This window comes from Microbispora sp. CSR-4 (assembly GCF_008033685.1).
In the GTDB taxonomy this organism is placed as follows: Bacteria; Actinomycetota; Actinomycetes; order Streptosporangiales; family Streptosporangiaceae; genus Microbispora.
The window spans coordinates 17,121-43,186 of sequence record NZ_VJVX01000007.1 but is presented as its reverse complement, the minus strand read 5'-3'; the positions used below and the strand labels follow the sequence as shown (position 1 = coordinate 43,186).

Here is a 26,066-nt window from a genome sequence, read left to right as displayed (position 1 = left end):
TGTCACACACTGAGGGGGTGTCTCGTCCTCAGAATGTGAACGACCATGACGACGGCACCGAGACCCAGGCGACGTTCGAGGAGACGTTCCTGGCGATGCGGCCCCGGCTGCTCGGCGTCGCGTACGGCCTGCTCGGCAGCCTCGACGAGGCCGAAGACGTCGTGCAGGACGCCTGGCTGCGGCTGCGGTCGGCCGAGGCCGCGGGCGGCGACGAGATCAGGGACGTGACCGGCTGGCTGGTGGTCACGGTCTCCCGGCTCGCTCTCGACGTGCTGCGCTCGGCGCGGCACCGCAGGGAGGAGTACGTGGGCCCGTGGCTGCCCGAACCTGTTATCGCTCAGCCCGATCCTGCGGAGCGGGTGACCTTGGACGAGTCGATGAGCATGGCGATGCTCGTCGTGCTGGAGTCGCTCAGCCCGGCCGAGCGGACCGCGTTCGTGCTGCACGACGTGTTCGGCCTGACGTTCGCCGAGGTGGGTGAGGCGGTCGGGCGCAGCCCGGCGGCCTGCCGGCAGCTCGCCGCCCGGGCCCGGGCGCACGTCGCGTCGCGCGCTCCCCGGTTCGACGTGGACCCCTCCGAGCACCGGCGGGTGGTCGACGCCTTCGCCCGGGCCTGCCTCGGCGACGACATCGACGCCCTGGTCGCGCTGCTCGACCCGGACGTCGTGTTGCGCAGCGACGGCGGCGGCCGGGTGCGCGCCGGGAGGCGGCCCGTCAGCGGAGCGGCCAAGGTGGCCAGGCTGCTGTCCGGCATCGGGAGGTTCGGCCGGTTCGAGCTGGTCCCCGCCGTGGTGAACGGCTGGCCGGGCCTGCTGCGCTATCGGGACGGACGGCTGGTCACCGTGATCGGCCTCACCGTCGCCGGCGGCCGGATCACCGCCGTCGACATGGTCCTGAACCCCGAGAAACTCGCCCGAGTGATGCGGGCCGACGAGACGAGGAAATGACGATGACCGAGCGGATCAACGTCCGCGAGCTGGCTCCCGAGGCCTACCAGGCCATGCGCGGTGTGGAGCGTTTCCTGCACGCGTGCGACGTGCCCCCCGCCACGCTGGAACTCATCAAGATCAGGGCCAGCCAGATCAACGGCTGCGCCTTCTGCCTGGACATGCACGTCCGCGATGCCAAGAAGGCCGGGGAGGCCGACGAGCGCCTGTGGTCGGTCGCCGCCTGGCGGGAGGCGCCCTTCTACACGGACGCCGAGCCGGCCGCTCTGGCGCTGACCGAGGCCGCGACCCGGCTCGCCGACCGGCCCGACCCCGTGCCGGACGAGATCTGGGCGGACGCCGCCGAGCACTACACCGAGGAGCAACTGGCCGCGCTGGTCGTCGCCATCGCGCAGATCAACGCCTGGAACCGGATCTGCGTCGTGAGCCGCAGGGTGCCCGGCTCTCTTTGAGCGAAAAGGGGAAGACGGCGGCAGCCTGGGCGAATAGTCTGCGTAACGTCAGGAAGGAGGAAGGGCCATGAGACGCATCAGGATCCGCAGGCCCCGCCGCGTCCGTCGTCCCGCAGCCGAGCTCGACCTGCGCACCCCCTCCGGCCGGGCGCTTCCGTACTGAACGGCTCCCGGAAACCGGTGTGACGTGAGAGGCTTTACGCCCCTTTTACCGGCTCTCCGATATCTATACCGGGAAGGTCACGGAACCATCACGGTCGGGGGGAAACGAACATGGTCACGGTGGTGCCGTCGCTCGCCGAAGTCCAGTCGCTCGCCAAAGTGAGGGACATCAGGACCGCGCTGCGGCGCAGGCCCAGGCGGAACAGAAAAGACAGGAAGATCGTCGACTTCAGCGCCTACACCGGCGGAAACGTCATCCGGTTCCCGAGGACATCCGGTCCGACGTCCGCCGCCTGAGCGGCGCGGGCACTGACGGGCACGTCTTCCCGTCCTCCGCAACGATCCACGCATCGGCCCGCCCGGCGTCCCCGCCGGGCGGGCTGACCGCTTTGCTGGTTGAATGTCGCCTCATGAGCGATCTGTCCGCCACCGAGCGGACCCGGCACCGCCGGTTGCGAGAGCAGGGCCGCACCGACCGGGAGGCGCTGTTCGAGGTGCTCCGGGCCGGGTTCGTCTGCCACCTCGGCGTCGTCGTGGACGGCGACCCCATGGTGGTGCCGACGGTGTACGGCTTCGACGACGGCCATCTCTACGTGCACGGCTCGGTGGCCGGCCGCAGCCTCACCCGCGGCACGACGGTCTGCGTGACGATCACCCACGTCGACGGCCTGGTGCTGGCCCGGTCGGTCTTCGAGCACGGCGTGAACTACCGCAGCGCGATGATCTACGGCGTGCCGCGGGTGCTGGAGGGCGACGAGAAGCTCGCCGCCCTGCGATGCCTGACCGAGCACGTCGCACCCGGCCAGTGGGACTACGCCCGGCGGCCGAACCGCAAGGAGCTGGCCGCGACGACGATCCTCGCGGTGCCGCTCGCCGAGGCGTCGGTCAAGGTGCGCGAGGGCCACCCGGAGGACGCCGACGACCCGCACGACGTCTGGGCCGGGATCCTGCCGCTCACCCGGTCGTGGCAGGCCCCGGTGACCGACCCGCACGCGGCCGCGCATCCCGTCCCGCCGCACATCCTCGCCCGCACCACACCCCACTGACCACGGCACCCCTACTGACCACGGCGCCCTGCCGACCACAGCACCCCGCCGACCGCAGTACGTCAACTTCCCGCGCCCCGTCCCCATCGACCACGGCGCCCCCACCGGCCACGGCGCTGTGCTGATCCCGGCCACTGACCGCTACGCCGTGCTGACCGCCGCGCCGTACGGGGGTCGCGGCGAGCCGGGGCTCGGCTCACCACACCGGCAGCGGCACCATGCCGGGGCCCCGGCCGGGCGGTCGCTACGACTGGACGCCCGGCTTGAGCCGGACGCCGCCGTCGACGGTCAGCACGGTGCCCGTCGCGTAGCCCGTGTCGATCAGGTAGGCGATCGCGTTCGCCACCTCGCCGGGGGCGCCGATCCTGCCGACTGTGGTCGCGGCGGCGAACGCGTCGAGCGTGCTCTGCCGGCCGTCCCCCAGCCCGTCCCACCACTCGGTGTCGATCACACCGGGCGACACCGCGTTGACCCGGAGCGGGGCGAGCTCCACCGCCAGGCCGGGGATCATCGACTGGATCGCGCCGTTCACCGCCGCCAGCCCGGCCACCTCGGCCATCGCGCTGTTCGCGCTGGCCGCCGCGACGAACGTCAGCGATCCGTCCCGCCGCAGCGCCGGGAGCGCGGCCTGCGCGGTGACCACATGCGCGATCAGCTTGTCGTCGAGGGCGGCGCGCAGCTCGTCCGGCGAGAGCGAGCGGAACGGCCCGCCTCCCTTCCGGCCCGACACGTTGACGACGACGTGGTCCACCGGGCCCACCTCGGCGAACAGGGCGCGCATCGCCTCCGGGTCGCGGGCGTCGGCCACCGCACCGGAGCCCCGCTCCCCGATCTCCTTGACGGCCTGCTCCAGCCGTTCGGGCGTGCGGCCGGTGACGACGACCTCGCGGCCCGACGCGGCCAGCCGTACGGCGGTGGCCAGGCCGATGCCGCTCGTGCCCCCGATGATCACTACGCGCTCACTCATCGGTTCTCCCAAATTCGAGACATGATGCCTCGAAACTATAAAGCGAGACACTGTGTCCTGTAAAGTGAGCGCATGGTGGGGAGGCCACGCAGCGAGCAGGCACGCCGGGCGATACTCGAGGCCGCGCTGCGGCTGTGCGAGCGCGACGGCTATCCGAACGTGACACTGAAGGGCATCGCCGAGGAGGCGGGCACCGGCAGGCAGACGCTCTACCGCTGGTGGGACACCAAGGCCGACCTGCTGCTCGAGGCGATGACCTACCTTGTGGAAAGCTCCCGGGCGCCGTCGCAGGCCGACCTGCAGACGTTCCTGCGCGAGACCTTCGCGCTCGCGGACGGCGCGGTCGGCAGAGTGGTGGCCGGCCTCATGGCGGAGGCCCAGAGCGATCCGGCCCTGGGCGAGCGCCTGCGGGCGCGGCTGATCGGCCCGCGGCGCGCCACCCTGCGGGCGGTGCTGGAGCGGATGCCGCCACCCCCCGGCACCGACCTCGACCTCCTGATCGACATGATCTTCGGGGTGATGTGGTATCGGCTGCTCAACCGGCACGCCCCGCTCGATGCCTCCCTCGCGGAGGACATCACGACGCTCGTGGCCAGGATCGGCGCGAGCCCGGGACCCGACGAGGAGCGCCCGGGCTGACGCGCCCTTCGAAGCGCGGTGTGCCGGAAAAGCCGGGCGTGACGGACACCGGGTTTCTCCCCCGCATCCTGTGTCACATCTGCCACTTCATCGACGGCGCCATGGGGCAGGATGGAGCGGTGACGCCTTCCCCAGCGGTCGTCCAGCCGGACCGGGACCTCCTTGAGGAGATCCTCGACGAGCTGGACATCGAGCACACCACAGACACCGAGGGCGACCTGACGATCTCCACCGCCCACCTCACGATCTACTTCCTGTTCGGCGGGGAAGGAGACATGTTCACCGTACGGGCCCTCTACGTGAGGCAGTATTCGGTGGACGACAAGCGGATGCTGCTCACGGCGCTCAACGAGTGGAACGCCGACACGATGTGGCCGAAGGTGTACACGTTCACCCAGGACAACGGCCTGATGCGGGTCGTCGGCGACTCCCAGATCTACGTCGGGGCCGGTGTGACGAGGGAGCACCTGACCACGATGGTGGCCCACTGGGTCAGGTTTTCGATCAAGTTCTACCGCTGGCTCACCGACCGGCTCGCCTTCGAGGCCGACTGACCAGCCCAGACCGACCAGCACAGACCGACCAGCACAGACCGACCAGCGCAGACCGACCAGCGGCGGCCGAACCGGCACGACCCGGCCAGCACGGCCGAACCAGCACGGCCTGGCCAGGACCGGCTGAACCGGCACGGACCTCCCCGGACCGGCTCGTCGGCGGCGACCGATCAGGCCGGCGGAGTCCCCGGAAGCCCCTGCGTCCCCGGCGTACGCAATCCGTCGAGCACGACCCGCAGGTTCCGGCCCCACTGCTCGTCCCCTGCCCGGAGTCTGAGCGTGCGCGGACCGGTCGCCACGGCCGCCAGCAGGAACGGCACGTCCTGCCAGGCCACGTCGGCCCGCATCACCCCGGCCTTCTGCGCGCGCTCCACCAGGAGCCGCAGGCCCTCCTGGATCTCCCCGAGAACGGGGTCGAGATTCGGCCCGCAGGCGCCGCCCACTGCCTCGCGGATGCCGCAGCTCTCCGCGCGCAGCCGCACGTACGTGGCGGCGAAGGTCTCGAACGCGTGCCAGGGATCGGGGTCGGCCGCGGCGTTCGCGGCCAGGTCGGCCATCTCCGCGAGCACCTCGTCGAGAACCGCCTCCAGCAGCGCCTCGCGGGAGGAGACGCGCCGATAGAAGGTGCCGATGCCCACTCCGGCCCTGCGGGCGATCTCGTGCGCGGTGACCTCGATTCCGGTCTCGGCCACCGCCGCCCGCGCGGCCTCCACCAGCCGCTCCATGTTGCGCCGCGCGTCGGCCCGGGGCGTCCGCCCCGGCTCGGCGGCCAGCAGAGCGCCGACCGCCCCGTCCCTACTGCTCATGAAGGCACTTTATCAAGCGGACTCGCTACGTCCGGTTATGCTAGCGTCGTAAGCGGACGGAGCAAGTCCGTTTAATGAACGGAGGCGGACAATGAGCAGAATCCGTGTGGGCATCGTCGGCGCCAGTCCCGAGCACGGCTGGGCGGTGCGCGCGCACGTCCCGGCGCTGCGGGCGCTGCCGGATTACGAAATCACGGCCGTGTCGACCACCCGGGAGGACAGCGCCCGCGAGGCCGCACGCAGGTTCGGCGCCGCTCACGCGTTCACCGACCCCCGCGCCCTCGCCGCGCACCCGGAGGTGGACCTCGTCGCCGTCACGGTCAAGGTCCCTCACCACGCCGAGCTCGTGGAAGCCGCGGTGGACGCCGGCACGCACGTGCTGTGCGAGTGGCCGTTGGCCCGGACGACCGACGAGGCGCGGGACCTGCTCGACCGGGCGCGGGCGGCCGGCGTGCGGCACGCGCTCGGGCTGCAGGGCCGGTTCTCCCCGGTCGTCGCGTACGCCCGCGACCTGCTCGCGGACGGCGCCGTGGGCCGGGTGGTCTCGGTGAACGTGCACTCGACGACCGGCAAGGGCGCCGGGGGCATGCTGCCGTCCTCGTGGGCGTACACGGCCGGTCGCGCCAACGCGGCCGGGCTGCTCGAGGTCATGGGCGGGCACACGCTCGACCTCGTGGAGCATCTCCTGGGCGGCGTCGGCGCCCTGTCGGCCACACTCGCCGTGCAGCGCGAGCAGTACGTCATCGAGGAAAGCGGCGAGACGATCGAGGCAGACACCCCCAACCAGCTCGCGCTCTCCGCCACCATGACGAGCGGCGCGGTGCTCTCCATGCACCTGCACGACGGCAAGGTCACCGAACCGGGCGCGCGGATCGAGATCTCCGGCACGGAGGGCGACCTCGCCCTCGTGTCGCGCGGCGCGCACGCGCAGATCAGCGAGCTGCGCCTGCACGGGACGGCCGGCGGCACATGGAAGGAGCTGCCGGTTCCCGAGGAGTACGTCCGGGTGCCGGGGGTGACGGGCGACGCGCGCAACGTCGCCGAACTCTACGCCGCGCTCGCCGCCGACCTGCGAACGGGCGGAGAGCGGGTGCCGGACTTCGCGCACGGCCTGCGCCTGCACGGCCTGCTCGACGCGGTCCGCCACTCCGCGGAGACCGGCACCCGCCAGACGGTGACTCCCGCCTGATCCGCCGCTCCGCGGAGGCCGCGACCGCCGATCCACCGTCCGGCGGGAGACCGCCGGACGGTCGCCCCCGGCTGATCCGTCAGCCCCTGGCGAGGGCCTCGCGCAGCTCCGTGGCGGTGAAGCGGGGGCCGTAGGCGGGCTTGTCCCGCTGGAACCGTCGTCCCTCCGCGAGCGGGCCCGCGTCGACCACGTCGAAGCCGAACTGGTCGATCAGCTCGGTGACCGTCTTCTTGGCCTCGTCGTCGTCGCCCGCGATGGGCAGCGCCCGCCGGTTCTCCGTGCCCGCGGGCTGCCCCTGCTCGGCGAGGTGGGCGTAGTGGATGGAGTTGAACGCCTTCACGACCCGCGACCCCGGCAGATGTGCGGCGAGCAGCTCGGTGTCGGTGGTCTCCCCCGCGTCGAGCTCGGGGAAGTGGCCGTCCCGCTCGAAGTAGTAGTTGTTCGTGTCGATGACGATCTTGCCATTCAGCGGCTCGACCGGCACCTCCCGGTATCTGCCGAAGGGAATCGTCACGACCACGATGTCCCCCGCCGCCGCGGCCTCGGCCGCGGTGGCGGCGCGCGCGTTCGGGCCCAGCTCCGCCACGAGCTCGGCGAGCGTGTCCGGCCCACGGGAGTTGCTCAGCACCACCGAGTGCCCGGCGTCGACCGCCAGCTTCGCGAGGGTGCCGCCGATGTTCCCACTGCCGATGAATCCGATGAGCATGCTTGCGGCAACGCGACGATCTTCGGCCTCATTCCCCCGCCGGCGTTTCCCCCAGGACGACCACGGCCCGTTCCAGCAGGTCACGTAGCCGCTCGGCCTCGTCGGGCGTGAACTCCTCCACCAGCCGGCGCTCCACGGAGACGGCCGCCGCGTCGGCCTTGCGCAGCAGCGCCTGCCCGGCCCGGGTGAGCCGGGTGACGAGCACCTGGGCGTGATCGCTGGACGGACGCCGCTCCACGAGCCCACGCGACTCCAGCGTCTTGAGCACGGTCGTCATGCTCTGCGGGGTGACCGAGCAGAACCGTGCCAGTTTCGCCCCGGAGATGCCGGGCGCGAGCGACAGCGCGTACATCGCGGCGTACTGCGGGACGGTCAGCCCGAACGGCCGCAGCACACGGGTCTTCTCCGCGATCAGCGCCTGTTCTGCGCGCTTGATGGCGTTGCCGGGGCGCCACGCCATCGCCTCGGCGATCCTCGCCTCCTCGGCTCCCATCATCACCCTCCCCGGGCCATCAGGGCTCTGACAAGCGGACTCTATCACCGGTTTGACAGACCTACCCCTACTCATCCATCCTCTGATCTCCATCAGGGTTCTGATGGTTGGGCGCCGTCGCTCACCGTGGTCTGCGCCGCGGTGCTGCTCGTCCCGGTGACCGCGACGGGGAGCGCCGAGGCGCTCGGCGACATCGGCGCGGGCCTGCGCGCCGGGCTGGACGCCACCCAGTGGGTGGTCAACGCCTTCTTCCTCACCTTCGCCGCGTTCATGGCGAGCACCGGGGCGCTGGCCGACCGGATCGGGCGGCGCAGGATGTTCGCCCTCGGCGCCGGGGTGTTCACGGCGGCGATGCTCCTGGCCGCGGCCGCCCCGGACATCGGCACACTGATCGCGGCCAGGGCGCTCGCGGGCGCCGGCGCCGCCGCGGCCATGACCGGCGGCACCGCGCTGCTCGCGCAGGCCTACCCCTCGGGCGCCGGCAGGACCAGGGCGTTCGCGTGGTTCGGCACCACGATCGGGCTGGGGCTGGCCTTCGGCCCGGTGATCGCCGGAACGCTGGTCGGCGCCGTCGGCTGGCGCGTCCTGTTCGGCGCGGCCGGGATCGCGCTGCTGCCGGTGCTGCTGCTGAGCGCGCTGCTGGAGGAGTCACGCGCCGCTTCGGACGGCCCCATGGACTGGGGCGGCGCGGTCACCTTCACCCTCGCGCTCACCGCCTTCACCTTCGGCGTGATCGAGGGGCCTGCTCTCGGGTGGACGCACCCGGCGGTGCCGGCCGCCTTCGCCGCGTGCGCGGTCCTGTCGGCGGCCTTCGCCCTGGCCGAGCGCCGTCATCCCGCGCCGCTTGTCGACCTGTCGCTGCTGGCCCGGCCCCGGTTCGCGGCGATCGCGTCCATACCGTTCCTGCTCGCCTTCGGCTTCGTCGCGCTGACGATCGTGCTGCCGCCGTACCTCATGGCCACCTCGGGCTACTCGGCCCGGCAGGCGGGTCTGACGTTGCTGCTGCTGACCGGGCCGACGCTGGTGATGCCGCCCGTCACCGGCGCCCTGGCCCGCCGCCTGTCGCAGCGCGTCCTGCTGGTGACCACGCTGCTGCTGGTCGCGGCCGGGACCGGTCTGCTGGCGACGGTGCCCGCCGCGTCGGGCTCGGCGCGGCTCGCCCTGCCATTGATATTGATCGGGACCGGCTTCGGCGTGTCGCTTGCCGTGGTCGACGGGGCGGCGGTCTCCTCCGTCGAGCCCGCGCGGGCCGGCATGGCGGCCGGGCTGTTCAACACGGCCCGCATCACCGGCGAGGTCGTCGCCATCGCCGTGCTCGGCGCCGTGCTGTCCGCGCTGACCCAGGCGAGCCTGACCGGCCCGTACGGCGAGGCGCGCGCGGCCCGGGCGACCTCCCGCCTGCTGCAGGGCGACATCACAGGGGCCGTGCCGGCGGGAGCCGGACCGCTGGAGTTCGCCCGCCTGGCGAGCGCCGGCTACGCGGACGCCCTGCACACCGCCCTGTGGCTGCTGACCCTCCTGTCCCTGGCCGGCGCGCTCGCCGTCGGCCTCCTGATGTCCGTCCGCGAACCCGCGCGGATCACCACGTGAAAGGAACGACCATGCCCGTCGTCACCGTCGGTTCGAGCACCGTCAACTATCTCGTCACCGGCACCGGCCCCGGTCTCGTCCTCGTGCACGGCACCGGCGCCGACGCGCAGGCCAACTGGGGCCCGCTCATCGACGCCGCCTCCGGCCGCTTCACCGTGGTCGCCCCCGACCTGTCCGGCTCCGGCGCCACCGTGGACGCGGGCGGTCCGATCCGCGTCGAGGACCTGGTCGCCCAGGTGCTCGGCGCGGCCGAGCACGCCGGTCTGGAGCGCTTCCACCTCGTCGGCCACTCGCTCGGCGCCGTCGTCGCAGTGGCGACGGCGGGCACCCGGCCGGAGAAGATCCTGTCGCTGACGGCGCACGCCGGATGGGCCAGGACCGACCCGTGGATGGCCTTCCAGATGGACCTGTGGGTCCGCCTGGTGCGCACCGACCGCGAGTTGCTGGCCCGTCTGCTCCAGTTCACCGCGATGGGCGAGGAGACGCTCCGCGCCCGGTCGGCGGAGGACTTCGAGCAGGCCGCCGCCGCGTTCACGGCGATGCTCGGCGGCGCGGAGGACGGGTTCGAGAGGCAGACCCTGGCCGACATCTCCGTCGACATCACCGGGCTCCTGCCGCACGTGTCCGCACCGACGCTGATCGTCTCCAGCGCCGACGACCGGATCGTGCCGCCGCACCACCAGCGCGAGCTCGCCCGGCTCATTCCCCACGCCGAGCTCGTGACGGTCCCCGGCGGCCACGGCCTGCCGTTCGAGGACCCCGCCGCGTTCACCGCCGTCATCACCGGCCGCCTGGACCGCATGGCCGCGGCGGTCTGAGGTCCCGTGAACACGCCGACGGGGCGCCGGATCTCTCCGGCGCCCCGCCTGACGGCGAACCGATCAGCTGCAGCCGCTGGTGCTGCCGCAACCCTCGCAGACGTAGCAGCTCCCGGCAGGGCGCATCTTGGTGCCGCAGGTCATGCACAGCGGCGCGTCCGCCGTACGGCCCTGGTGGCTCTCCAGCGAGGCGCCGACCCGGCGCGGCTCCGGCACGGCCACCGGCGCTGCCGGGGCCTTCTCGACCGGCGCGGGCTGCGCCTTCTCGACCGGCGCCTGCCCGCTCTCGATCGGCGCCGACTGGGCGAGCGCGGCGGTGTCCACGTCCTGCAGCGCGGCCGGGTCCTCACCGCGCTGCTGCGCGGCCCGCTCGGACGCGGAGAAGATCCCGAGGGCGGCCCGGTCCTCGTACGGCAGGTAGTCGAGCGCGAGCCGCCGGAAGATGTAGTCCATCACGGACTGCGCCATCCGGACGTCGGGGTCGTCGGTCATGCCCGCCGGCTCGAAGCGCATGTTGACGAACTTCTGCACGTACGTGTCGAGCGGCACGCCGTACTGGAGGCCGATCGAGATCGCCACGGAGAAGGCGTCCATCACGCCCGCGAGGGTCGAGCCCTGCTTGGACATCTTGAGGAAGACCTCGCCGAGACCGTCGTCGGGGTAGGACGAGGCGGTCATGTAGCCCTTGGCGCCGCCCACCGTGAAGCGGGTGGTGGTGCTCGGCCGCTGGTTGGGCATCCGCCGCCTGGTCGGCCGCGCGACCTCCACGACCTGGACGACCGGCTCCTTGTCCGCCGCCTCTGCGGGGGCCTCCTCGGAGGTCTTCTTCGCGACCGACAGCGGCTGGCCGACCTTGCAGTTGTCGCGGTAGACGGCCAGGGCCTTGAGGCCGAGCTTCCAGCCCTCCAGGTAGACCTGCTCGATGTCGTCCACGGTGGCCGACTCGGGCAGGTTGACGGTCTTGGAGATGGCGCCGGACAGGAACGGCTGGACGGCCGCCATCATCCGGACGTGGCCCATCGGGGCGATGGCCCGCTCGCCCATCGCGCAGTCGAACACCTCGTAGTGCTCCGGCCGCAGGCCGGGGGCGTCCACGACGTGGCCGTGCTCGGCGATGTACTCGACGATGGCCTCGACCTGCTCCTCCGGGTAGCCGAGCCGGCGCAGCGCCCGCGGGATCGTCTGGTTGACGATCTGCATCGAACCGCCGCCGACGAGCTTCTTGAACTTCACCAGCGCCAGGTCGGGCTCGATGCCGGTGGTGTCGCAGTCCATCATCAGGCCGATGGTGCCGGTCGGGGCGAGCAGCGACGCCTGGGCGTTGCGGTAGCCGTTCTTCTCGCCCAGCTTGAGGCACTCCTGCCACTGCCGGGTGGCCTCGGTGTGCAGGGCCTTGTCCATGTCGCCGAGCGTGCGCAGGTCGTCGTTGGCCGCGGCGTGCTTGCGCATGACCCGCTTGTGCGGCTCGGCGTTGCGCTGGTAGCCGTCGTACGGGCCGACGATCCCGGCGATCTCGGCCGAGCGGCGGTAGGACACGGCGGTCATCAGCGATGTGATCCCGGCCGCGATGGCCCGGCCGCCGTCGGAGTCGTACGCGTGCCCGGTCGCCATCAGCAGCGCGCCCAGGTTGGCGTAGCCGATGCCGAGCTGGCGGTACGCCCGGGTGGTCTCGGCGATCTTCTGCGTCGGGAAGTCGGCGAAGGTGATCGAGATGTCCATCGCGGTGATGATCAGCTCGGTGACCTTCACGAAGGTCGCGACGTCGAAGGAGTCGTCGTCGCGCAGGAACTTCAGCAGGTTGATCGACGCGAGGTTGCACGAGGAGTTGTCCAGGTGGACGTACTCCGAGCAGGGGTTGCTGGCCGTGATGCGCCCGGTCTCGGGGCAGGTGTGCCAGTCGTTGATCGTGTCGTCGTACTGCAGGCCGGGGTCGGCGCACTCCCAGGCGGCCTGGGCCATCTTGCGGAACAGCGACCGCGCCTCGACCTCTTCGATGACCTCGCCGGTCAGCCGGGCCCGCAGGCCGAACTTGTCGCCCGCCTCGACGGCCCGCATGAACTCGTCGGAGACCCGCACCGAGTTGTTGGCGTTCTGGTACTGCACGGACACGATGTCCTTGCCGCCGAGGTCCATGTCGAACCCGGCGTCGCGCAGCGCGCGGATCTTGTCCTCTTCGCGCGCCTTGGTCTCGATGAACTCCTCGATGTCGGGGTGGTCCACGTCGAGGACGACCATCTTGGCCGCCCGGCGGGTGGCGCCGCCCGACTTGATGGTGCCGGCGGAGGCGTCGGCGCCGCGCATGAAGGACACCGGGCCGCTGGCCGTGCCGCCGCTGGACAGCAGTTCCTTGGACGAGCGGATGCGGGAGAGGTTGACCCCGGAGCCGGAGCCGCCCTTGAAGATGACGCCCTCTTCCTTGTACCAGTCGAGGATCGACTCCATCGTGTCGTCCACGGCCAGGATGAAGCAGGCGCTCACCTGCTGGGGGGAGCGGGTGCCGACGTTGAACCACACCGGGGAGTTGAAGCTGAAGACCTGGTGGATCAGCGCGTGCTTGAGCTCGTGGTCGAAGATCTCCGCGTCCTCGTCGGAGGCGAAGTAGCCGTTCTCGACGCCGGTCCTGGTGTAGACGCCCACGACCCGGTCGACGAGCTGCTTGAGGCTCGACTCGCGCTGCGGGGTGCCCACCGCCCCGCGGAAGTACTTGGTGGTGACGATGTTGGCCGCGTTGACCGACCAGAAGTCCGGGAACTCCACGCCGTGCTGCTCGAAGTTGACCGAGCCGTCCCGCCAGTTCGTCATCACGACGTCGCGCCGCTCCCAGCGGACCTCGTCGTACGGGTGGACACCCGGGGTGGTGAAGATGCGCTTCATCTTCAGGCCCTTGCGCGGGCGCTTGCCCGGGTGACCCCCCGCACCCGACACCGTGCCGCTCACGGTCTCCGTCATGACTTCCCCCTCCCAGGGCCCGATGGAGCCCCTTCTCCGGACCACGCTCGTTGAAACCACATAGTCGCGGTGCGCCGTCGCGCCCCGCCCGCCTCGTCCCGGTCCCCCGGAAGGCGTCTTATTCCTCGCCCCCGGTGCCATGGGCTGCGGTGCCGTGGGCCGCGCGGAGCCGCTCGATCTCCGCCTCGAAGTCCGCCAGCGTCTCGAAGCTGCGGTAGACCGACGCGAAGCGCAGGTAGGCCACCTCGTCGAGATCGCGGAGCGGGCCCAGGATGGCCAGGCCGACCTCGTGGGAGGCGATCTCGGCCGCGCCCGTGCCCCGGATGCTCTCCTCGACGCGCTGCCCGAGCTGGGCGAGGGAGTCCTCGCTGACCGGGCGCCCCTGACAGGCCCGCCGCACGCCGGCGATGACCTTCTCGCGGGAGAACGGCTCGGTGACTCCGCTGCGCTTGCTCACCATCAGCAGTACGGTCTCCTGCGTGGTGAACCTGCGCCCGCACTCGGGACAGGTGCGCCGGCGACGGATCGCCGCCCCGTCCTCTGCCGCGCGGCTGTCCACGACCCGGGTGTCCGGGTGGCGACAGAACGGACAGTGCACTTCATCGCCTCCCTGAACGCACATCCCCGAACACAAGGTGTGGTGAACTTACACCGGTGTGACTACTAGATGTTGTGGTCCAACCGTAGGAGCGCCCGACCTTGAACGCAAGTCGAACCGGCCTTGGGCAAGGAAGTCCCTGCTCCGCCCGCGTGTCGCACCCCGGGTCACGGCCGCATCACGCGCCCCGGCCGTCGCGGAATAGGCCGTTTACGCGCCTTTTCCCGGCCGTTTTTCGCACGGCTTCTGACCTGCGCCTACAGCGGCCGAAGAAGATCGGGGAAATCGAACACGGGATCGATCGAACTCCCGTACGATGAAGGCGGACGGCGAGATCGGCGATTTCGCTGGATATCGAACAATTGTTTGACGGTGATCTTGAATCGCGGTACGGTCGCTCTGTGCGACACGAGGAACACGGATTGAGAGGTGGCATCGTGAGTGACCGAAGTGAGCAGGCGAATGGCGTCAGCGACCTCGCGGTTCGCAGGCGCGACTCGCTTGGCCTCACCCCCAGGCAGCGGAAGATTCTCGAGGTGATCCGCGACTCGGTCCAGCAGCGCGGTTATCCGCCGTCCATGCGGGAGATCGGGGAAGCGGTCCAGCTGACCAGCACCTCCAGCGTGTCGCACCAGCTCACGGCGCTCCAGCGTAAGGGCTACCTCCGGCGTGATCCCCATCGGCCCCGGGCCCTGGAGGTCCGGCTGCCGGGCGAGCCGGTGCTGTGGGTGGACCCCGACGCCACCTCCGAGGAGGAGCCCGGGTTCAGCCGGCCCACCGCGGCCTACGTGCCGCTGGTCGGCCGCATCGCGGCCGGTGGGCCCATCCTCGCCGAGCAGAGCATCGAGGACGTGTTCGCCCTGCCCAAGCAGCTCGTGGGCGAGGGCACGCTGTTCCTGCTCCAGGTCTCCGGCGACTCGATGATCGAGGCCGCCATCGCCGACGGCGACTGGGTCGTGGTCCGGCAGCAGCCGGTCGCCGACAACGGCGACATCGTGGCCGCGATGATCGACGGCGAGGCCACCGTGAAGACCTTCAAGCGCAAGGACGGGCACGTGTGGCTGGTGCCGCACAACCCCAACTACGAGCCGATCCCGGGCGACGAGGCCACCGTGCTCGGCAAGGTCACGGCTGTCCTTCGCAAGCTGTAGCCGCGCCGGCGCCCCGCGGCACGACGGGATCGCGGGGCGCGGCGGCCGCCTTTTCGGCGGTCGTCAACCGGCAATTAGGGTGAGTCGGATGAAGCTCGACTCCCTCTCCCTCGACGCGGCCCGGGGCCGTGACGGAATCAAGTGGGCGCAGGCCGCGCCCGGCGTCATCCCCGCCTGGGTCGCCGACATGGACTTCCCCGTGCCCGACGTGGTCACGGAGGCCATAGCGCGACGCGCCGCCAAGGACCTCGGCTATCCCGCCTGGCTGGACACCCCGACCGCGGGACCACTGGCGGAGGCGTTCGCCGAGCGGATGGAGACGCGGCACGGCTGGCGGGCCGATCCGGCCCACGTGCGGTCCTTCACCGACCTCAACCAGGCTCTCCAGGTGCTGCTGCACGTCCTGACCGAGCCCGGCGACGCCGTGGCACTGCACGTCCCCGCCTACGACCCCTTCCTCACCACCATCACCGGGATGAACCGCCGCCTGGTGCCCATGCCGCTGACGGCCGACGGCAGGTTCGAGGTCCCCGGAGAGCCCGTCAGTGTGCTCCTGCTGGTCAACCCGCAGAACCCGTCGGGCCGTTCGTTCACCCGTGAGGAGCTCGAAGGCGTCGCCGCGTACGCCGATCGGCACGGCACGCTGGTGATCGCCGACGAGATCCACGCCGACCTGACGTACGCCCCGAAGCGGCACATCCCGTTCGCCACGATCCTCCCCGAGCGCACGGTCACGCTGACCTCCGCCAGCAAGGCCTTCAACATGGGCGGACTGCACTGCTCGGTGGCCCACCTCGGCGCGAAGGAGGCCAGGGACGCACTCGGCCGCCAGCCCGCCCACATCTTCGGCGCGCCCAGCGTGCTCGGGGTGGAGGCCACGGTGGCCGCCTGGCGGCACGGCGACGCGTGGCTGGAGGAGGTGCTGGCGATCCTCGACCGCAACCGCAGGCTCGTCGCCGAGCGGCTCCCGTCGGTCGGCTACCGCGTTCCCGAGGCCACCTATCTCGCGTGGCTCGACTTCGGGGTGCCCGGCGCGGCGGCGTTCGTCGAGCGGGAGGCCCGGGTCAGGCTCAACCCGGGCCCGATGTACGGAGGCGGCGACACCTTCGCCCGCCTCAACTTCGCGACATCGGCGGCGATCCTGGAGGAGATCCTGTCGAGGATCGCCGCCGTGCTGACGTGACGCGCCCGCTCAGCTCGCCGTACAGGTGACCGAGGACGGAACGCCGTTGCTGCCCGACCAGCTTCCGTTGAAGCCGAACGCGGTCGAGGCGCCGGCGCCCAGCGTGCCGTTGTAGGACATGTTCGTCACCGTGACGTTGGACCCGCTCGCGCTGAGCGTGCCGTTCCAGAGCTGCGTGATGCTCTGGCCGTTCGGGAAGGACCAGTTCACGGTCCAGCCCGAGATGGCCGACGAACCCGCCTTGACCGTGACCTCGCCCTGGAAGCCGCCGGGATACTCGTTGACGACCTTGTACGTGGCCGTGCAGGTCTTCCCGCCCGGCGACGAGGGAGACGCGGACGGCGACGGGGAGGGAGACGGCGAGGGAGACGGCGATGGGGAGGGCGACCGAGTCGGAGACGCCGACGGCGAGGCCGAGGGCGAGGGCGACACTGGCGGCGTCGGGGTGCCACCACCGCCGGTCGGCGGGATCAGGTAGGGCGAGATGATGCTCTGCTTGGCCTGGTCGACCGTCGCCCAGTCGTCCTTGAGAATGCCGCCCGTGTCACCCGAGTTGGGGTTCCACGACCAGTAGGTGAACGACATGCCGTTCACGCCGGTGCCCATGTACTTCATGAGCTCCTGGAGCCAGATCTTGTCGATGTTGCTGGCGAGCGTCGTGCCGAACTCGCCGACCATGATCGGGGCGATGTTCTGCTTGTAGAGGTAGCCCCAGTACTTGTCCCAGATGGCCGGCATGTTGGCCGGGTAGGACGGGTCGTCGAACCAGTTCTGGTGGAAGACCGAGGTGGCGTACTCGTGGGGCGAGTAGACGAGCCGGTTGGCCACGTTGAGCCGCACCGGATACTGCCCGGCCTTGGTGAGGTTGCCGCCCCACCAGCCGCAGTCCTCGTCGTTGCTGGGGTCGTTGTCCCAGACGTTGGACTCGCCGCCGCTCGGGCAGCTCACGCCCTCCACGAAGATCAGCCAGTTGGGCTGCACGGACAGGATCGCGTTGCCGGCCCGCTCGGCCGCCAGGCGCCAGTCGCGCGACTCGTCGCCGCAGCCCCAGCAGGAGCCCTTCGCGTTCGGGTTGGTGCCGTCGGCGTGCGGCTCGTTGTGCAGGTCGGCCCCGATGACGGTGGGGTTGCCCGCGTAGTGCTGGGCCAGCGACTTCCAGTCGTTGATCCAGGTCGACTCGGGGACGCCGGAGGTGTACCACAGCGCCGTCTGGCCCGCGCTGGTCGGGCGGTGCCGGTCGAGGATGATCCGCATGCCCTTCTGGCCCGCGTAGTCCACGACCTTGTCGAGGATCTGCAGCGGGGACAGGCCGATCAGGTCGGGGTTGGAGTAGGTGTTGACGCTCGTCGCCTGCGCGCCCGGCTTCAGCGCGTCGTCGGAGAACGGCACCCGGATGGTGTTGTAACCGAGGCTCGCCATGAGGTCGAGCTGGCTCTTCCACGGGTTGTTCGCCCACAACCCGTGGAAGGTCTTGTTGTCGGTCTCCATGCCGAACCAGTTGATGCCGGTCAGCCGGACCGTCGCGCCGGTGCTGTCGACGATCTTGTTCCCGCTGGTGTGCAGGTAGCCGGTGCCCGTGCCGGCGGCGTTAGCCGGTGACCCGGTGACGACGAGCACGGTCGCCGCAACCGCGGCGGCGGTCGTCAGCCCGCCGAGAATTCGTCTGTACAAGACGTGCCTCCCACGCGGGGCGCACGCCGACGGCGAGCCATACGGTCAGGCGCGCACCCCAGACCACCGCCGGAGCGGTGGTGGTCGCGGCATGCCCTGACCGCACGCCTACATCGATATGAACTGGTTTTGTGGCTCGGGCGGAATTTTGTCCGGAAGGCCAGTCCATCGTCAACGTCCCGTCACGGCACCATGCCCCGCAGGCAATCGAGCACCATGCTGTGCACGCAATCGAGCACCGTGCTGTGCACGCAATCGAGCACATGCCCCGCACGGCACCATGGCACCGTACGGGGGCACGGGGGCACGGCGTCACGGCAGCGGCGGCAGCTCCGGCGGAGCGGCCGGCGGCCTGTCCTCGAGCGCCGCCAGGGCCAGCTCCACCGCCCGCGCCAGCTGCGGATCCCGCCCGGCGACCAGGTCCTGCGGCGTCGCGACGACCTCGACGTCCGGGTCGACGCCGTGGTTCTCGACGCCCCACCCCTCGCCCTCCAGCCAGAACGAGTAGCGCGGCTGCGTGACGACGGTCCCGTCCACGAGCGAGTAGCGCGAGTCGATGCCGATCACGCCGCCCCAGGTCCGCGTGCCCACGAGCGGCCCGATGCCGCGGTTCTTGATCCCGGCGCTGACGATGTCGCCGTCCGATCCGGCGAACTCGTCGGTGACGGCCACGACGGGCCCGCGAGGCGCGTCCTCGGGGTAGCGCCCCGGCTCGTATCCCCGGCTGAGCTGCCACCCGGTCACCCGTCGCTGCAGCTTCTCCAGCACCAGCTCGGAGACATGACCGCCGCCGTTGTCGCGGATGTCCACGACAAGCGCGTCGCGGTCCATCTCGGCGCGCAGGTCCCGGTGGAACTGCGCCCAGCCGGTGGACATCATGTCCGGCACGTGTAGGTAGCCGACCCGCCCGCCCGACGCCTCGCGCACGAACGCCCGCCGCCCGGCCACCCAGTCGTGGTAGCGCAGCCGCGTCTCGTCGGCGACCGGCCTGACGACGACCCTGCGGGTCTCGCCGCCGGAGCCGGGCCGTACGGTCAGCTCCACGGGCCGTCCCGCCATCCCGGACAGCAGCGCCAGCGGCCCGCGTACCGGGTCCACCGGGCGCCCGCCGACGGCGACGATCGCGTCGCCCTCGCGTACGGCGACGCCGGGCGCGAGCAGCGGCGAGCGGGCCTCGTGGTCGGAGGACTCCCCCGGCAGGATGCGGCGGATCCGCCACACCCCGCTCTCGTCCCGGGCGAGATCGGCGCCGAGGAGGCCCTGGCGGCGCCGTGGATCGCGGCCCGCGCCGACGGGCCGCGCGTACGCGTGCGAGGTGGCCAGCTCGCCCTGGACCTCCCAGAGCAGGTCGATCAGCTCGGAGTAGGCGCCGATCCGCTCGACGAGGGGGGCGTAGCGGTCGAGCGTGCCCGCCCAGTCGACACCGTTCATGTCCTCCCGCCAGAAGTGGTCGCGCATGAGCCGCCCGGCCTCGTTGTAGGCCTGCCGCCACTCGGCGACCGGGTCGATGGTCACGGCCACGCGGTCCAGGTCGATGGTGACGACCTCGTCGTCCTCGCCGGTGGAGCGGGTCTGCAGGCCGTGTGCGCCGGTGGCCACCAGGCGCGTGCCGTCGCCGCTGACCTCGAAGGCCCCGAACTCCCCGTCCAGCTCGGTGACCTTGCGCTTGACCAGGTCGTAGCGTTCGAGGACCGGCTCGCCGGGCTCGGTGCCGTCGCCGAGCTCGCCGGTGAGCGGATGACACAGCCACAGCAGGCCGCCCTTGGCGGCGCGCAGGTTGGAGTAGACGCCGGCGGGCACCGGCACGGCCACGATCCTGTCCGCCAGCCCGTCGGCGTCCACCTCGGTCACCCGCGGCGGGTCGGACTTGCCGTCGCTCTTCGCGTCCTGGGTGTTCTCGGAGCCCCGGGAGTCCGCGCCGGCGTCGTCCTCCCCGCCGAAGCCGCGGCCGGTCAGCGAGGGATCGAACGGCGAGGGCGTCGTGGCCTTGAGCGGCACCAGATAGGGCCGGCAACTGGCGGGAAAGGACAGGTCGAAGACGTGCCTGTCATAGACCGGGTTGAACGTGCGGTCGGACAGGAAGGCCAGGTGCTTGCCGTCCGTCGTGAAGGCCGGGCTGTAGTCGTTGAAGCGCGGCGGGGTGACCTCGATCGTGGTGCTGCCGTCCACGCGGGCGAGCTTGAGGTGGTAGCGCCAGGGCTGGTAGGCATGCGCCCACGCGAGCCAGGCCGAGTCGGGCGAGAACGTGAGGTGCTGCACGTCGCCGTGGGTGGTGCGGTCGACCTCACGGACGTTCCCCGAGTCGAGGTCCACCACCAGCAGCCGCCCGTCGTGGGTGGCGACCGCCGCGTGCGTGCCGTCCGGCGCGGCGGCCAGGTCGAGCACCCGGCCGAGCTGCCCGGCGGCCAGGGTGCGGATCTCACCGCCCGGCGTGCCGATCTCCAGCGCGTCCTCGCCGGAGGCGTCCGACACCCAGACGGCCCGGCCGGTCTGCGACTGCGGGGAGGAGCCGAGAGTCCGCGGCAGCCGCACCCGGACGCCGGGCTCGGCGCGCAGCGTGCCTGCGGGGCCGTCGCGGTGGGTCAGCCAGTGGGCGGTGCCGCGGATCTCGACCACGCTGGCCCGCCCGGTGCGGTCCGGGGCGAAACCGCCGACGTTGTTCGGCGCCGGCCGCCTGGCCCTGGCCGGGCGCGGCCCGCTCAGCGTGATGTCCAGCCTGCGCGGCTCGGCGTCGAGGCTGTCCAGCAGCCACAGGTCGCCGGCGAGGCTGTAGACGACGCGGGAGCCGTCCGACGTGGCATGGCGCGCGTAGAAGCCGCGGTGCGTGGTGTGCTGCCGCAGGTCGGAGCCGTCGGGCAGGCAGGAGTAGAGGTTGCCGTCGCCGTCGGTGTCGGCGAGGAAGGCCAGGCGCTCCCCCACCCACATGACCGACCAGTGCTGCGCGGGATCGCCTTCGAACAGGTGGGTGAACTCGCCGTCGCCCGTCGCGTCCACCCAGATCTTGGCCGCCGTGCCGCCGCGGTATCGCTTCCACTGCGACGGCTCGCGCCACACCGCCGACACGGTCGCCACCCTGGCGCCGCTCACCGCGGTCTCGCTGACCCTGCCGTACGGCAGGGCCGTCGCCGGGCCGCCGTCCAGCGGCACCGCGTGGGCCCACTGCCACGAGCGGGAGCCGTGACCCGCGGCGGTGACGGCCAGCACGTTCCCGTCCTCGGTCCAGCCGCGTACGCCGGTCATGGCGTCGCCCCAGTGGGTGAGCCGCTCGCCCTCTCCGCCGTCCAGGCCGGCGGCGAACACCTCGGGAGCGCCCTCAAGGGTGCTCGTCCAGGCGATGCGGGTGCCGTCAGGGGAGAACCGGGGATGCGAGACCTCGACCCGATCGGCCGTGAACCGCCACGCCCTGCCGCCGCCCGCGGGCGCCAGCCAGACGTCGTCGTCCGCCACGAACGTGAGGAGGTCGCCGTTCAGATGGGGGTATCTCAGGTATGCGCCATTAGCCACGTGCGCACCCTATTCCGAACGACGACGGCTCCGCCGTACCGGGCAGGTTCGATCACGGTACGGCGGAGCCGGGGTCACCCGTTACGGGACGACGTTGACGAGCTTGGGCGCCCGCACGATCACCTTGCGCGGCTCGCCGTCGAGATAGGGGCGGACCTTGTCCGACGCCAGGGCCAGGGCCTGCAGGTCGGCCTCGGAGATGTCCGGGGAGACCTCCAGCCGGTCGCGGACCTTGCCCGCCACCTGCACCACCGCCGTGACCGACTCCTGGACCAGCAGCGCCGGGTCGGCCTCGGGCCAGCCGGCCTTGGCGACCGACGGCGCGTGCCCGAGCCGCTCCCAGCCCTCCTCCGCGCAGTACGGCGCGACCAGCGACAGCATGATCGCCAGGGTCTCGGCGGCCTCGCGGACGGCCGGGTCGGCCGCGCCGGGCCCGGAGTCGATCGCCCGGCGGGCGGCCGTGGTCAGCTCCATCATGCGGGCCACCGCGACGTTGAACCGGTAGCTCTCGACGAGCTTGGTCACCTCGTCGATGGTCCGGTGGGTCACCTTGCGCAGCTCGACGTCGCCGGTGGAGAAGTCCACGCCGGGCGCGCTGGCGGCACCGGCCTCGGCCATCACGCGGAACGCGCGGGCGAGGAACTTCTGCGACGCGGCCGGCGAGACGTCGGCCCAGTCGATGTCGTCCTCCGGCGGCCCGGCGAAGATCATCGTCAGCCGGACGGCGTCCACGCCGTACGTGTCGATCTGCTCGCCGAGGTCCACGCCGTTGCCCAGCGACTTCGACATCGCCTTGCCCCGGTTGATGACCTGGCCCTGGTTGAGCAGGCGCTCGAAGGGCTCGGTGAAGTCGACCAGGCCCATGTCGTGCAGGACCTTGGTGAAGAACCGCGCGTACAGCAGGTGGAGCACGGCGTGCTCGACGCCACCCACGTACTGGTCGATCGGCCCCCACTTGCGGACCTTCTCGACGTCGAACGGCCCGTCCTCGTAGTGCGGGTCGCAGTAACGCAGGTAGTACCACGACGAGTCGACGAAGGTGTCCATCGTGTCGGTGTCCCGCTGGGCCGGGCCGCCGCACTTGGGGCACGCGACGTTGACCCACTCGGTGGCCGCGGCCAGCGGCGAGACGCCCTTCGGCTGCAGGGCCGCGCCGCGCAGGTCGGGCAGCGTGACCGGGAGCTGCTCGTCCGGCACCGGGACCTCGCCGCAGTCCGGGCAGTGGATGATCGGGATCGGCGTGCCCCAGAACCGCTGCCGCGACAGCAGCCAGTCGCGCAGGCGGTAGTTCACCGCGGCCCTGCCGGTGCCGCGCTCCTCCAGGACCTCGATGATCTTCTTGATCGCCTCGGTCTTCGTCAGCCCGTCCAGCGGGCCGGAGTTGACCAGCGTGCCCTCGCCGGGCGTGGCGATGCCGGTCTCGCCCGGATCGGCGAGGCCGGTGTGCACGACGACCTTGACCGGCAGGCCGAACTTCCGCGCGAAGTCGAGGTCGCGCTGGTCGTGCGCCGGCACCGCCATGATCGCGCCGTGGCCGTAGTCGGACAGCACGTAGTCGGCGGCCCAGACCGGGATGCGCTCCCCGTTGACCGGGTTGATCGCGTACGTGCCCAGGAAGACGCCGGTCTTCTCCTTCTCCGTGGACAGCCGCTCGATGTCGGAGAGCTTGGCGACCTCGGCGCGGTAGGCGGCCAGCGCCTCCGCCTGCTCGGGGGCGCAGATCTCCTCCGCCAGCGGGGCGTCCGCGGCCACGACGAAGAACGTCGCGCCGTACAGCGTGTCGGGGCGCGTGGTGTAGACGGTGACCGGCTCGTCGCGGCCCTCGATGCGGAACTGGACGTCGGCGCCGGTGGAGCGGCCGATCCAGTTGCGCTGCATGGTGAGGATGCGCTCGGGCCAGCCGCTCTCGATCTGCGCCATGTCGTCGAGCAGCCGGTCGGCGTAGTCAGTGATCTTGAAGTACCACTGCGTCAGCTCGCGGCGGATCACGTCGGCGCCACAGCGCTCGCACTTGCCCGCCACGACCTGCTCGTTGGCGAGCACGGTCTGGTCCTGCGGGCACCAGTTGACCAGGCCGCCCTTGCGGTAGGCCAGGCCCCGCTCGTAGAAGCGGGTGAACAGCCACTGGTTCCAGCGGTAGTACTCCGCGTCGCTGGTGTGCAGGCGTCGCGACCAGTCGAAGGAGATGGCGTAGCGCTTGAACGAGTTCGCCTGCGTCTCGATGTTCTTGTACGTCCACTCGGCGGGGTGGGCGTTGCGCTTGATGGCCGCGTTCTCGGCGGGCAGGCCGAAGGAGTCCCACCCGATCGGATGCAGGACGTTGTAGCCCTTCTGGAACCAGTAGCGCGCGACGACGTCGCCGATCGCGAAGACCTCGCCGTGCCCCATGTGGAGGTCGCCGGAGGGGTAGGGGAACATGTCGAGCATGTACTTGCGCGGCCTGGTGTCCGCGAGGTCCTCGACCGCCGCGAAGGGGTTCAGCTCCTCCCACCGCGGCAGCCACTTGGCCTGCAGCGCCTCCGGGTCGTACACCGGCTCGTCCACTTCCACTCCTCGCCAGGCGGCTGGAATCACACACAGATGATGGCGTCCGCCGGGGGCAGGTCCCTGCGTCACAGTCGAGGCAGCCCCGTCTCCGCGCTCTCGCGCTCCGAGGCGGCTGCCCGCTCAGCGGGGTGGCGGCACGCATGTCAAGCGTAGCGCAGACCACAACCGGGTCGCCGATCGATCTTGCGGGCTGACCTCGCGTGTCAGAGCGCGATACACGATGGTGATAGTTCCGTTGTGGGCTCTTATGTCCATTCCCCTACTGTGCTTCTGTGGCCAACTCATTTCCGCCCGCGGATTTGCCGATGCAGGACCCGCCCACCGACCCCACAGGTGAGCAGTTCCGAGAGGCATTCCGCGGTTTCGCTGCGGCAGCCCCCGGCTCGCATGAGATCATGCCAGGCACCCCCAATTCGGGCATGATCTCGGGAGGTACCGTGCCCACGGACCGCAGCGAACACCAGCGGGAGCCGTCGTGGCCGGAGATCCCGCCTGCCTGGCCCGAGGCGCCACCTCCGTCCTCGTCATCCTTCACCCCGACCGTCAGGTCGTTCGTCGAGGGGACGCCGGGGACGCCCCAGCAGTCCGCGGACGCGACCGCGACCATGGCGGGGGGCCCGCTTCCGGGCGCGGCTCCGGAGCGGTCCTACCCCGCCTTCACCCGGGACGGCTACAGCGGCTCGGGGGGCGCCGGAGGCACGGAGAACTTCCGCGGCGGGGAGAACTTCGGCCGTACGGAGAGATTCGGCGGCGCTGAAGGCTTCGGTGGCGCGGAGAGATTCGGGAGCGCGGAGAGATTCGGGAGCCCCTCGCCGGCGTACGGCACACAGGGCCCCGCGGGGCCCGCGGGGCCCGCGGGGCATGGTCAGGGCCAGGGGTCGGGGCAGCCCGGCCCGTACGGAGGTCAGTTCTCCGGCGGCGCCATGCCGGGAAATGCGATGCCGGGGAGTGCGATGCCCGGCGGCCAGATGCCCGGTGGTGCGATGCCCGGTGGTGCGATGCCCGAAGGCCCGGCCCACGGCGCGACGCCAGGCGCCCAGATGCCCGGTGGTGCGATGCCCGGGAGCCCTGACCACTCCCGGCCGTCCGCGCCGTTCACCCCGTCGGTCCGCTCGTACGCCGAGTCCGCCCCGGCTGCTCCGCACGCCTCCGCCACCCCGCCGCACGCCTCCGGCGCGCCGCAGGCCCCGCCCCAGCCGGAGGATCCGTACCGGCCGTTCGTGACGGCGGGACAGATCAGCGGGCCCAAGACCCCTCCCGCGCACCGGCAGCAGGAGCTGTGGAACACGGTGTTCGGGGAGAACTACCAGGCCATCGACGAGTACGAGGACGACGAGGACGGCCGGCCGGTCTGGCTCTACGCGCTGGTGGCCTCGGTCGTCGCCGCGCTCGTCGGGGTGCTCGTGTGGGCGTTCGCCGCCGGGCCGCTCAGCTCCGGCGACGCGGCCGAGGCTTCGACGTCGGCGAAGCCGACCCCCGCCAAGACCGCCACCACGACCAAGCCGCAGACGCAGACCGCGTCACGGCTGCCCGTCTACAAGGGCACCGCCTCCCCGGTGAACGGTGTGCTCACCGACACCGCCGGCCGCGTCACGCTGCCCAAGCTCGGCGGCCCCTGGCAGGCGGACGCCGACCCGGCGCAGGTCAAGGCGACGTACGGCTTCACCACCAGGCAGTACGTGCCGGCCGGCATGACGACCAAGGGCAAGCGCGAGTTCGCCGTGGTCATGTCGGGCACGCTGGCGCAGTCGCTGGCCGCGAAGTACACCACGCCCGACAATCTGGGCCCGGTGATCAACGCGGTGATGTACCGGGCACGGCAGACCCAGTTCCCCAAGGACAACAAGATCGCCAAGGTGGCCCAGCAGCGCCTGGCGCGCAACAACCTCACCGGGCTCGCGGCGGCCTACAAGGTGACCGCCGACGGCGCGACCACCACGGTCGTCGTCGCGGCCGTGAACACCGGCGCCGACCTTCCCACGATCGTCTACATGGCCGTGCCGGAGCTCAAGAACGACCTGCTCCCCGACATCAACACGGTCTTCCGGTCGATCAAGCCCCTCGGCTGACCGCCGGCCGGGCCCGGAGCCCGGC

21 protein-coding genes are annotated in these 26,066 nt (G+C 71.4%); 12 read left to right on the top strand and 9 right to left on the bottom strand.

Going from position 1 to position 26,066, the window contains the following annotated elements; genetic code table 11:
- The first annotated feature begins 35 nt into the window (after nucleotides 1–35).
- From sigJ to FLV34_RS08665, 4 genes are all read left to right on the top strand, one after another.
- Nucleotides 36–947, top strand: a complete 912-nt coding sequence (gene sigJ / locus FLV34_RS08680) for an RNA polymerase sigma factor SigJ (protein WP_260617127.1) — start codon at nucleotides 36–38, stop codon at nucleotides 945–947.
- A gap of 2 nt (nucleotides 948–949) precedes the next feature.
- Complete coding sequence (locus FLV34_RS08675) at nucleotides 950–1,399, top strand: carboxymuconolactone decarboxylase family protein (RefSeq protein WP_147942821.1); 450 nt, start codon at nucleotides 950–952, stop codon at nucleotides 1,397–1,399.
- A 273-nt stretch (nucleotides 1,400–1,672) separates the two neighbouring features.
- Entirely contained in the window at nucleotides 1,673–1,858 is a 186-nt protein-coding gene (locus FLV34_RS08670; protein WP_147942820.1) for a hypothetical protein, read from the top strand.
- A 113-nt stretch (nucleotides 1,859–1,971) separates the two neighbouring features.
- The gene (locus FLV34_RS08665; protein WP_142645758.1) at nucleotides 1,972–2,607 is read left to right on the top strand and encodes a pyridoxamine 5'-phosphate oxidase family protein; all 636 of its coding nucleotides are present in this window, start codon (nucleotides 1,972–1,974) and stop codon (nucleotides 2,605–2,607) included.
- A gap of 244 nt (nucleotides 2,608–2,851) precedes the next feature.
- Here the strand turns inward: FLV34_RS08665 and FLV34_RS08660 are convergent, their stop codons facing one another.
- Nucleotides 2,852–3,574 (bottom strand): SDR family oxidoreductase, encoded by a 723-nt coding sequence (locus tag FLV34_RS08660; RefSeq protein WP_142645759.1) that lies wholly within the window; start codon nucleotides 3,572–3,574, stop codon nucleotides 2,852–2,854.
- Nucleotides 3,575–3,646: 72 nt separating this feature from the next.
- On the opposite strand from FLV34_RS08660, the gene FLV34_RS08655 reads away from it, so the two are divergent.
- On the top strand, nucleotides 3,647–4,213 hold the full coding sequence (locus tag FLV34_RS08655) for a TetR/AcrR family transcriptional regulator (RefSeq protein ID WP_142645760.1): 567 nt from the start codon (nucleotides 3,647–3,649) through the stop codon (nucleotides 4,211–4,213).
- 119 nt (nucleotides 4,214–4,332) lie between these two features.
- Nucleotides 4,333–4,767 carry a YbjN domain-containing protein gene (locus FLV34_RS08650; protein WP_168065677.1) on the top strand — a complete coding sequence of 145 codons (435 nt, stop codon included), beginning with the start codon at nucleotides 4,333–4,335 and terminating at the stop codon, nucleotides 4,765–4,767.
- A 170-nt stretch (nucleotides 4,768–4,937) separates the two neighbouring features.
- Here FLV34_RS08650 and FLV34_RS08645 read toward each other — a convergent pair whose 3' ends face one another.
- Complete coding sequence (locus FLV34_RS08645) at nucleotides 4,938–5,573, bottom strand: TetR/AcrR family transcriptional regulator (protein ID WP_142645762.1); 636 nt, start codon at nucleotides 5,571–5,573, stop codon at nucleotides 4,938–4,940.
- A gap of 91 nt (nucleotides 5,574–5,664) precedes the next feature.
- On the opposite strand from FLV34_RS08645, the gene FLV34_RS08640 reads away from it, so the two are divergent.
- Nucleotides 5,665–6,762 (top strand): Gfo/Idh/MocA family protein, encoded by a 1,098-nt coding sequence (locus FLV34_RS08640; RefSeq protein WP_147942819.1) that lies wholly within the window; start codon nucleotides 5,665–5,667, stop codon nucleotides 6,760–6,762.
- A gap of 79 nt (nucleotides 6,763–6,841) precedes the next feature.
- Here the strand turns inward: FLV34_RS08640 and FLV34_RS08635 are convergent, their stop codons facing one another.
- Both FLV34_RS08635 and FLV34_RS08630 read right to left on the bottom strand, forming a co-directional pair.
- The gene (locus FLV34_RS08635; protein WP_142645764.1) at nucleotides 6,842–7,468 is read right to left on the bottom strand and encodes an NADPH-dependent F420 reductase; all 627 of its coding nucleotides are present in this window, start codon (nucleotides 7,466–7,468) and stop codon (nucleotides 6,842–6,844) included.
- Between the two features lie 28 nt (nucleotides 7,469–7,496).
- Nucleotides 7,497–7,964, bottom strand: a complete 468-nt coding sequence (locus FLV34_RS08630; RefSeq protein ID WP_240971011.1) for a MarR family winged helix-turn-helix transcriptional regulator — start codon at nucleotides 7,962–7,964, stop codon at nucleotides 7,497–7,499.
- A gap of 123 nt (nucleotides 7,965–8,087) precedes the next feature.
- On the opposite strand from FLV34_RS08630, the gene FLV34_RS08625 reads away from it, so the two are divergent.
- Both FLV34_RS08625 and FLV34_RS08620 read left to right on the top strand, forming a co-directional pair.
- Nucleotides 8,088–9,551 carry an MFS transporter gene (locus FLV34_RS08625; protein ID WP_222709449.1) on the top strand — a complete coding sequence of 488 codons (1,464 nt, stop codon included), beginning with the start codon at nucleotides 8,088–8,090 and terminating at the stop codon, nucleotides 9,549–9,551.
- 11 nt (nucleotides 9,552–9,562) lie between these two features.
- Nucleotides 9,563–10,369 carry an alpha/beta fold hydrolase gene (locus tag FLV34_RS08620; RefSeq protein ID WP_142645766.1) on the top strand — a complete coding sequence of 269 codons (807 nt, stop codon included), beginning with the start codon at nucleotides 9,563–9,565 and terminating at the stop codon, nucleotides 10,367–10,369.
- A gap of 63 nt (nucleotides 10,370–10,432) precedes the next feature.
- On the opposite strand, the gene FLV34_RS08615 is transcribed toward FLV34_RS08620, so the two are convergent.
- Together FLV34_RS08615 and nrdR are read right to left on the bottom strand one after the other, a co-directional pair.
- On the bottom strand, nucleotides 10,433–13,318 hold the full coding sequence (locus tag FLV34_RS08615) for a vitamin B12-dependent ribonucleotide reductase (protein WP_147942818.1): 2,886 nt from the start codon (nucleotides 13,316–13,318) through the stop codon (nucleotides 10,433–10,435).
- A gap of 118 nt (nucleotides 13,319–13,436) precedes the next feature.
- Nucleotides 13,437–13,916 carry a transcriptional regulator NrdR gene (nrdR, locus tag FLV34_RS08610; protein WP_142618207.1) on the bottom strand — a complete coding sequence of 160 codons (480 nt, stop codon included), beginning with the start codon at nucleotides 13,914–13,916 and terminating at the stop codon, nucleotides 13,437–13,439.
- 437 nt (nucleotides 13,917–14,353) lie between these two features.
- Here nrdR and lexA point away from each other — a divergent pair, with 437 nt between their 5' ends.
- Both lexA and FLV34_RS08600 read left to right on the top strand, forming a co-directional pair.
- A complete protein-coding gene (lexA, locus tag FLV34_RS08605) occupies nucleotides 14,354–15,067 on the top strand; it encodes a transcriptional repressor LexA (RefSeq protein WP_142645768.1) in 714 nt (237 codons plus the stop codon).
- 88 nt (nucleotides 15,068–15,155) lie between these two features.
- The gene (locus FLV34_RS08600; RefSeq protein ID WP_142645769.1) at nucleotides 15,156–16,250 is read left to right on the top strand and encodes a MalY/PatB family protein; all 1,095 of its coding nucleotides are present in this window, start codon (nucleotides 15,156–15,158) and stop codon (nucleotides 16,248–16,250) included.
- A gap of 9 nt (nucleotides 16,251–16,259) precedes the next feature.
- Here the strand turns inward: FLV34_RS08600 and FLV34_RS42260 are convergent, their stop codons facing one another.
- The 3 genes from FLV34_RS42260 to leuS all read right to left on the bottom strand — a co-directional run bounded on the left by FLV34_RS42260 (nucleotide 16,260) and on the right by leuS (nucleotide 23,969).
- The gene (locus tag FLV34_RS42260; RefSeq protein WP_147942817.1) at nucleotides 16,260–17,921 is read right to left on the bottom strand and encodes a cellulase family glycosylhydrolase; all 1,662 of its coding nucleotides are present in this window, start codon (nucleotides 17,919–17,921) and stop codon (nucleotides 16,260–16,262) included.
- A gap of 312 nt (nucleotides 17,922–18,233) precedes the next feature.
- A complete protein-coding gene (locus FLV34_RS08590; RefSeq protein WP_147942816.1) occupies nucleotides 18,234–21,425 on the bottom strand; it encodes a S41 family peptidase in 3,192 nt (1,063 codons plus the stop codon).
- An 81-nt stretch (nucleotides 21,426–21,506) separates the two neighbouring features.
- Nucleotides 21,507–23,969: a leucine--tRNA ligase gene (leuS, locus tag FLV34_RS08585; RefSeq protein ID WP_147942815.1), complete on the bottom strand. Its 2,463-nt coding sequence runs from the start codon at nucleotides 23,967–23,969 to the stop codon at nucleotides 21,507–21,509.
- Between the two features lie 440 nt (nucleotides 23,970–24,409).
- Between leuS and FLV34_RS40290 the strand changes: the two genes are divergently transcribed.
- Nucleotides 24,410–26,041 (top strand): hypothetical protein, encoded by a 1,632-nt coding sequence (locus FLV34_RS40290; protein WP_187280577.1) that lies wholly within the window; start codon nucleotides 24,410–24,412, stop codon nucleotides 26,039–26,041.
- Nucleotides 26,042–26,066 lie beyond the last annotated feature (25 nt).

What these genes read in the sequence shown, in the direction of transcription:
- FLV34_RS08660 (WP_142645759.1), bottom strand. Translation starts at nt 3,574, where the DNA reads ATGAGTGAGCGCGTAGTGATCATCGGGGGCACGAGCGGCATCGGCCTG.
- FLV34_RS08670 (WP_147942820.1), top strand. Translation starts at nt 1,673, where the DNA reads ATGGTCACGGTGGTGCCGTCGCTCGCCGAAGTCCAGTCGCTCGCCAAA.
- FLV34_RS08615 (WP_147942818.1), bottom strand. Translation starts at nt 13,318, where the DNA reads ATGACGGAGACCGTGAGCGGCACGGTGTCGGGTGCGGGGGGTCACCCG.
- FLV34_RS08635 (WP_142645764.1), bottom strand. Translation starts at nt 7,468, where the DNA reads ATGCTCATCGGATTCATCGGCAGTGGGAACATCGGCGGCACCCTCGCG.
- FLV34_RS08630 (WP_240971011.1), bottom strand. Translation starts at nt 7,964, where the DNA reads ATGATGGGAGCCGAGGAGGCGAGGATCGCCGAGGCGATGGCGTGGCGC.
- FLV34_RS08665 (WP_142645758.1), top strand. Translation starts at nt 1,972, where the DNA reads ATGAGCGATCTGTCCGCCACCGAGCGGACCCGGCACCGCCGGTTGCGA.
- FLV34_RS08645 (WP_142645762.1), bottom strand. Translation starts at nt 5,573, where the DNA reads ATGAGCAGTAGGGACGGGGCGGTCGGCGCTCTGCTGGCCGCCGAGCCG.
- FLV34_RS08655 (WP_142645760.1), top strand. Translation starts at nt 3,647, where the DNA reads ATGGTGGGGAGGCCACGCAGCGAGCAGGCACGCCGGGCGATACTCGAG.
- FLV34_RS08675 (WP_147942821.1), top strand. Translation starts at nt 950, where the DNA reads ATGACCGAGCGGATCAACGTCCGCGAGCTGGCTCCCGAGGCCTACCAG.
- FLV34_RS08600 (WP_142645769.1), top strand. Translation starts at nt 15,156, where the DNA reads ATGAAGCTCGACTCCCTCTCCCTCGACGCGGCCCGGGGCCGTGACGGA.
- FLV34_RS08620 (WP_142645766.1), top strand. Translation starts at nt 9,563, where the DNA reads ATGCCCGTCGTCACCGTCGGTTCGAGCACCGTCAACTATCTCGTCACC.
- FLV34_RS08640 (WP_147942819.1), top strand. Translation starts at nt 5,665, where the DNA reads ATGAGCAGAATCCGTGTGGGCATCGTCGGCGCCAGTCCCGAGCACGGC.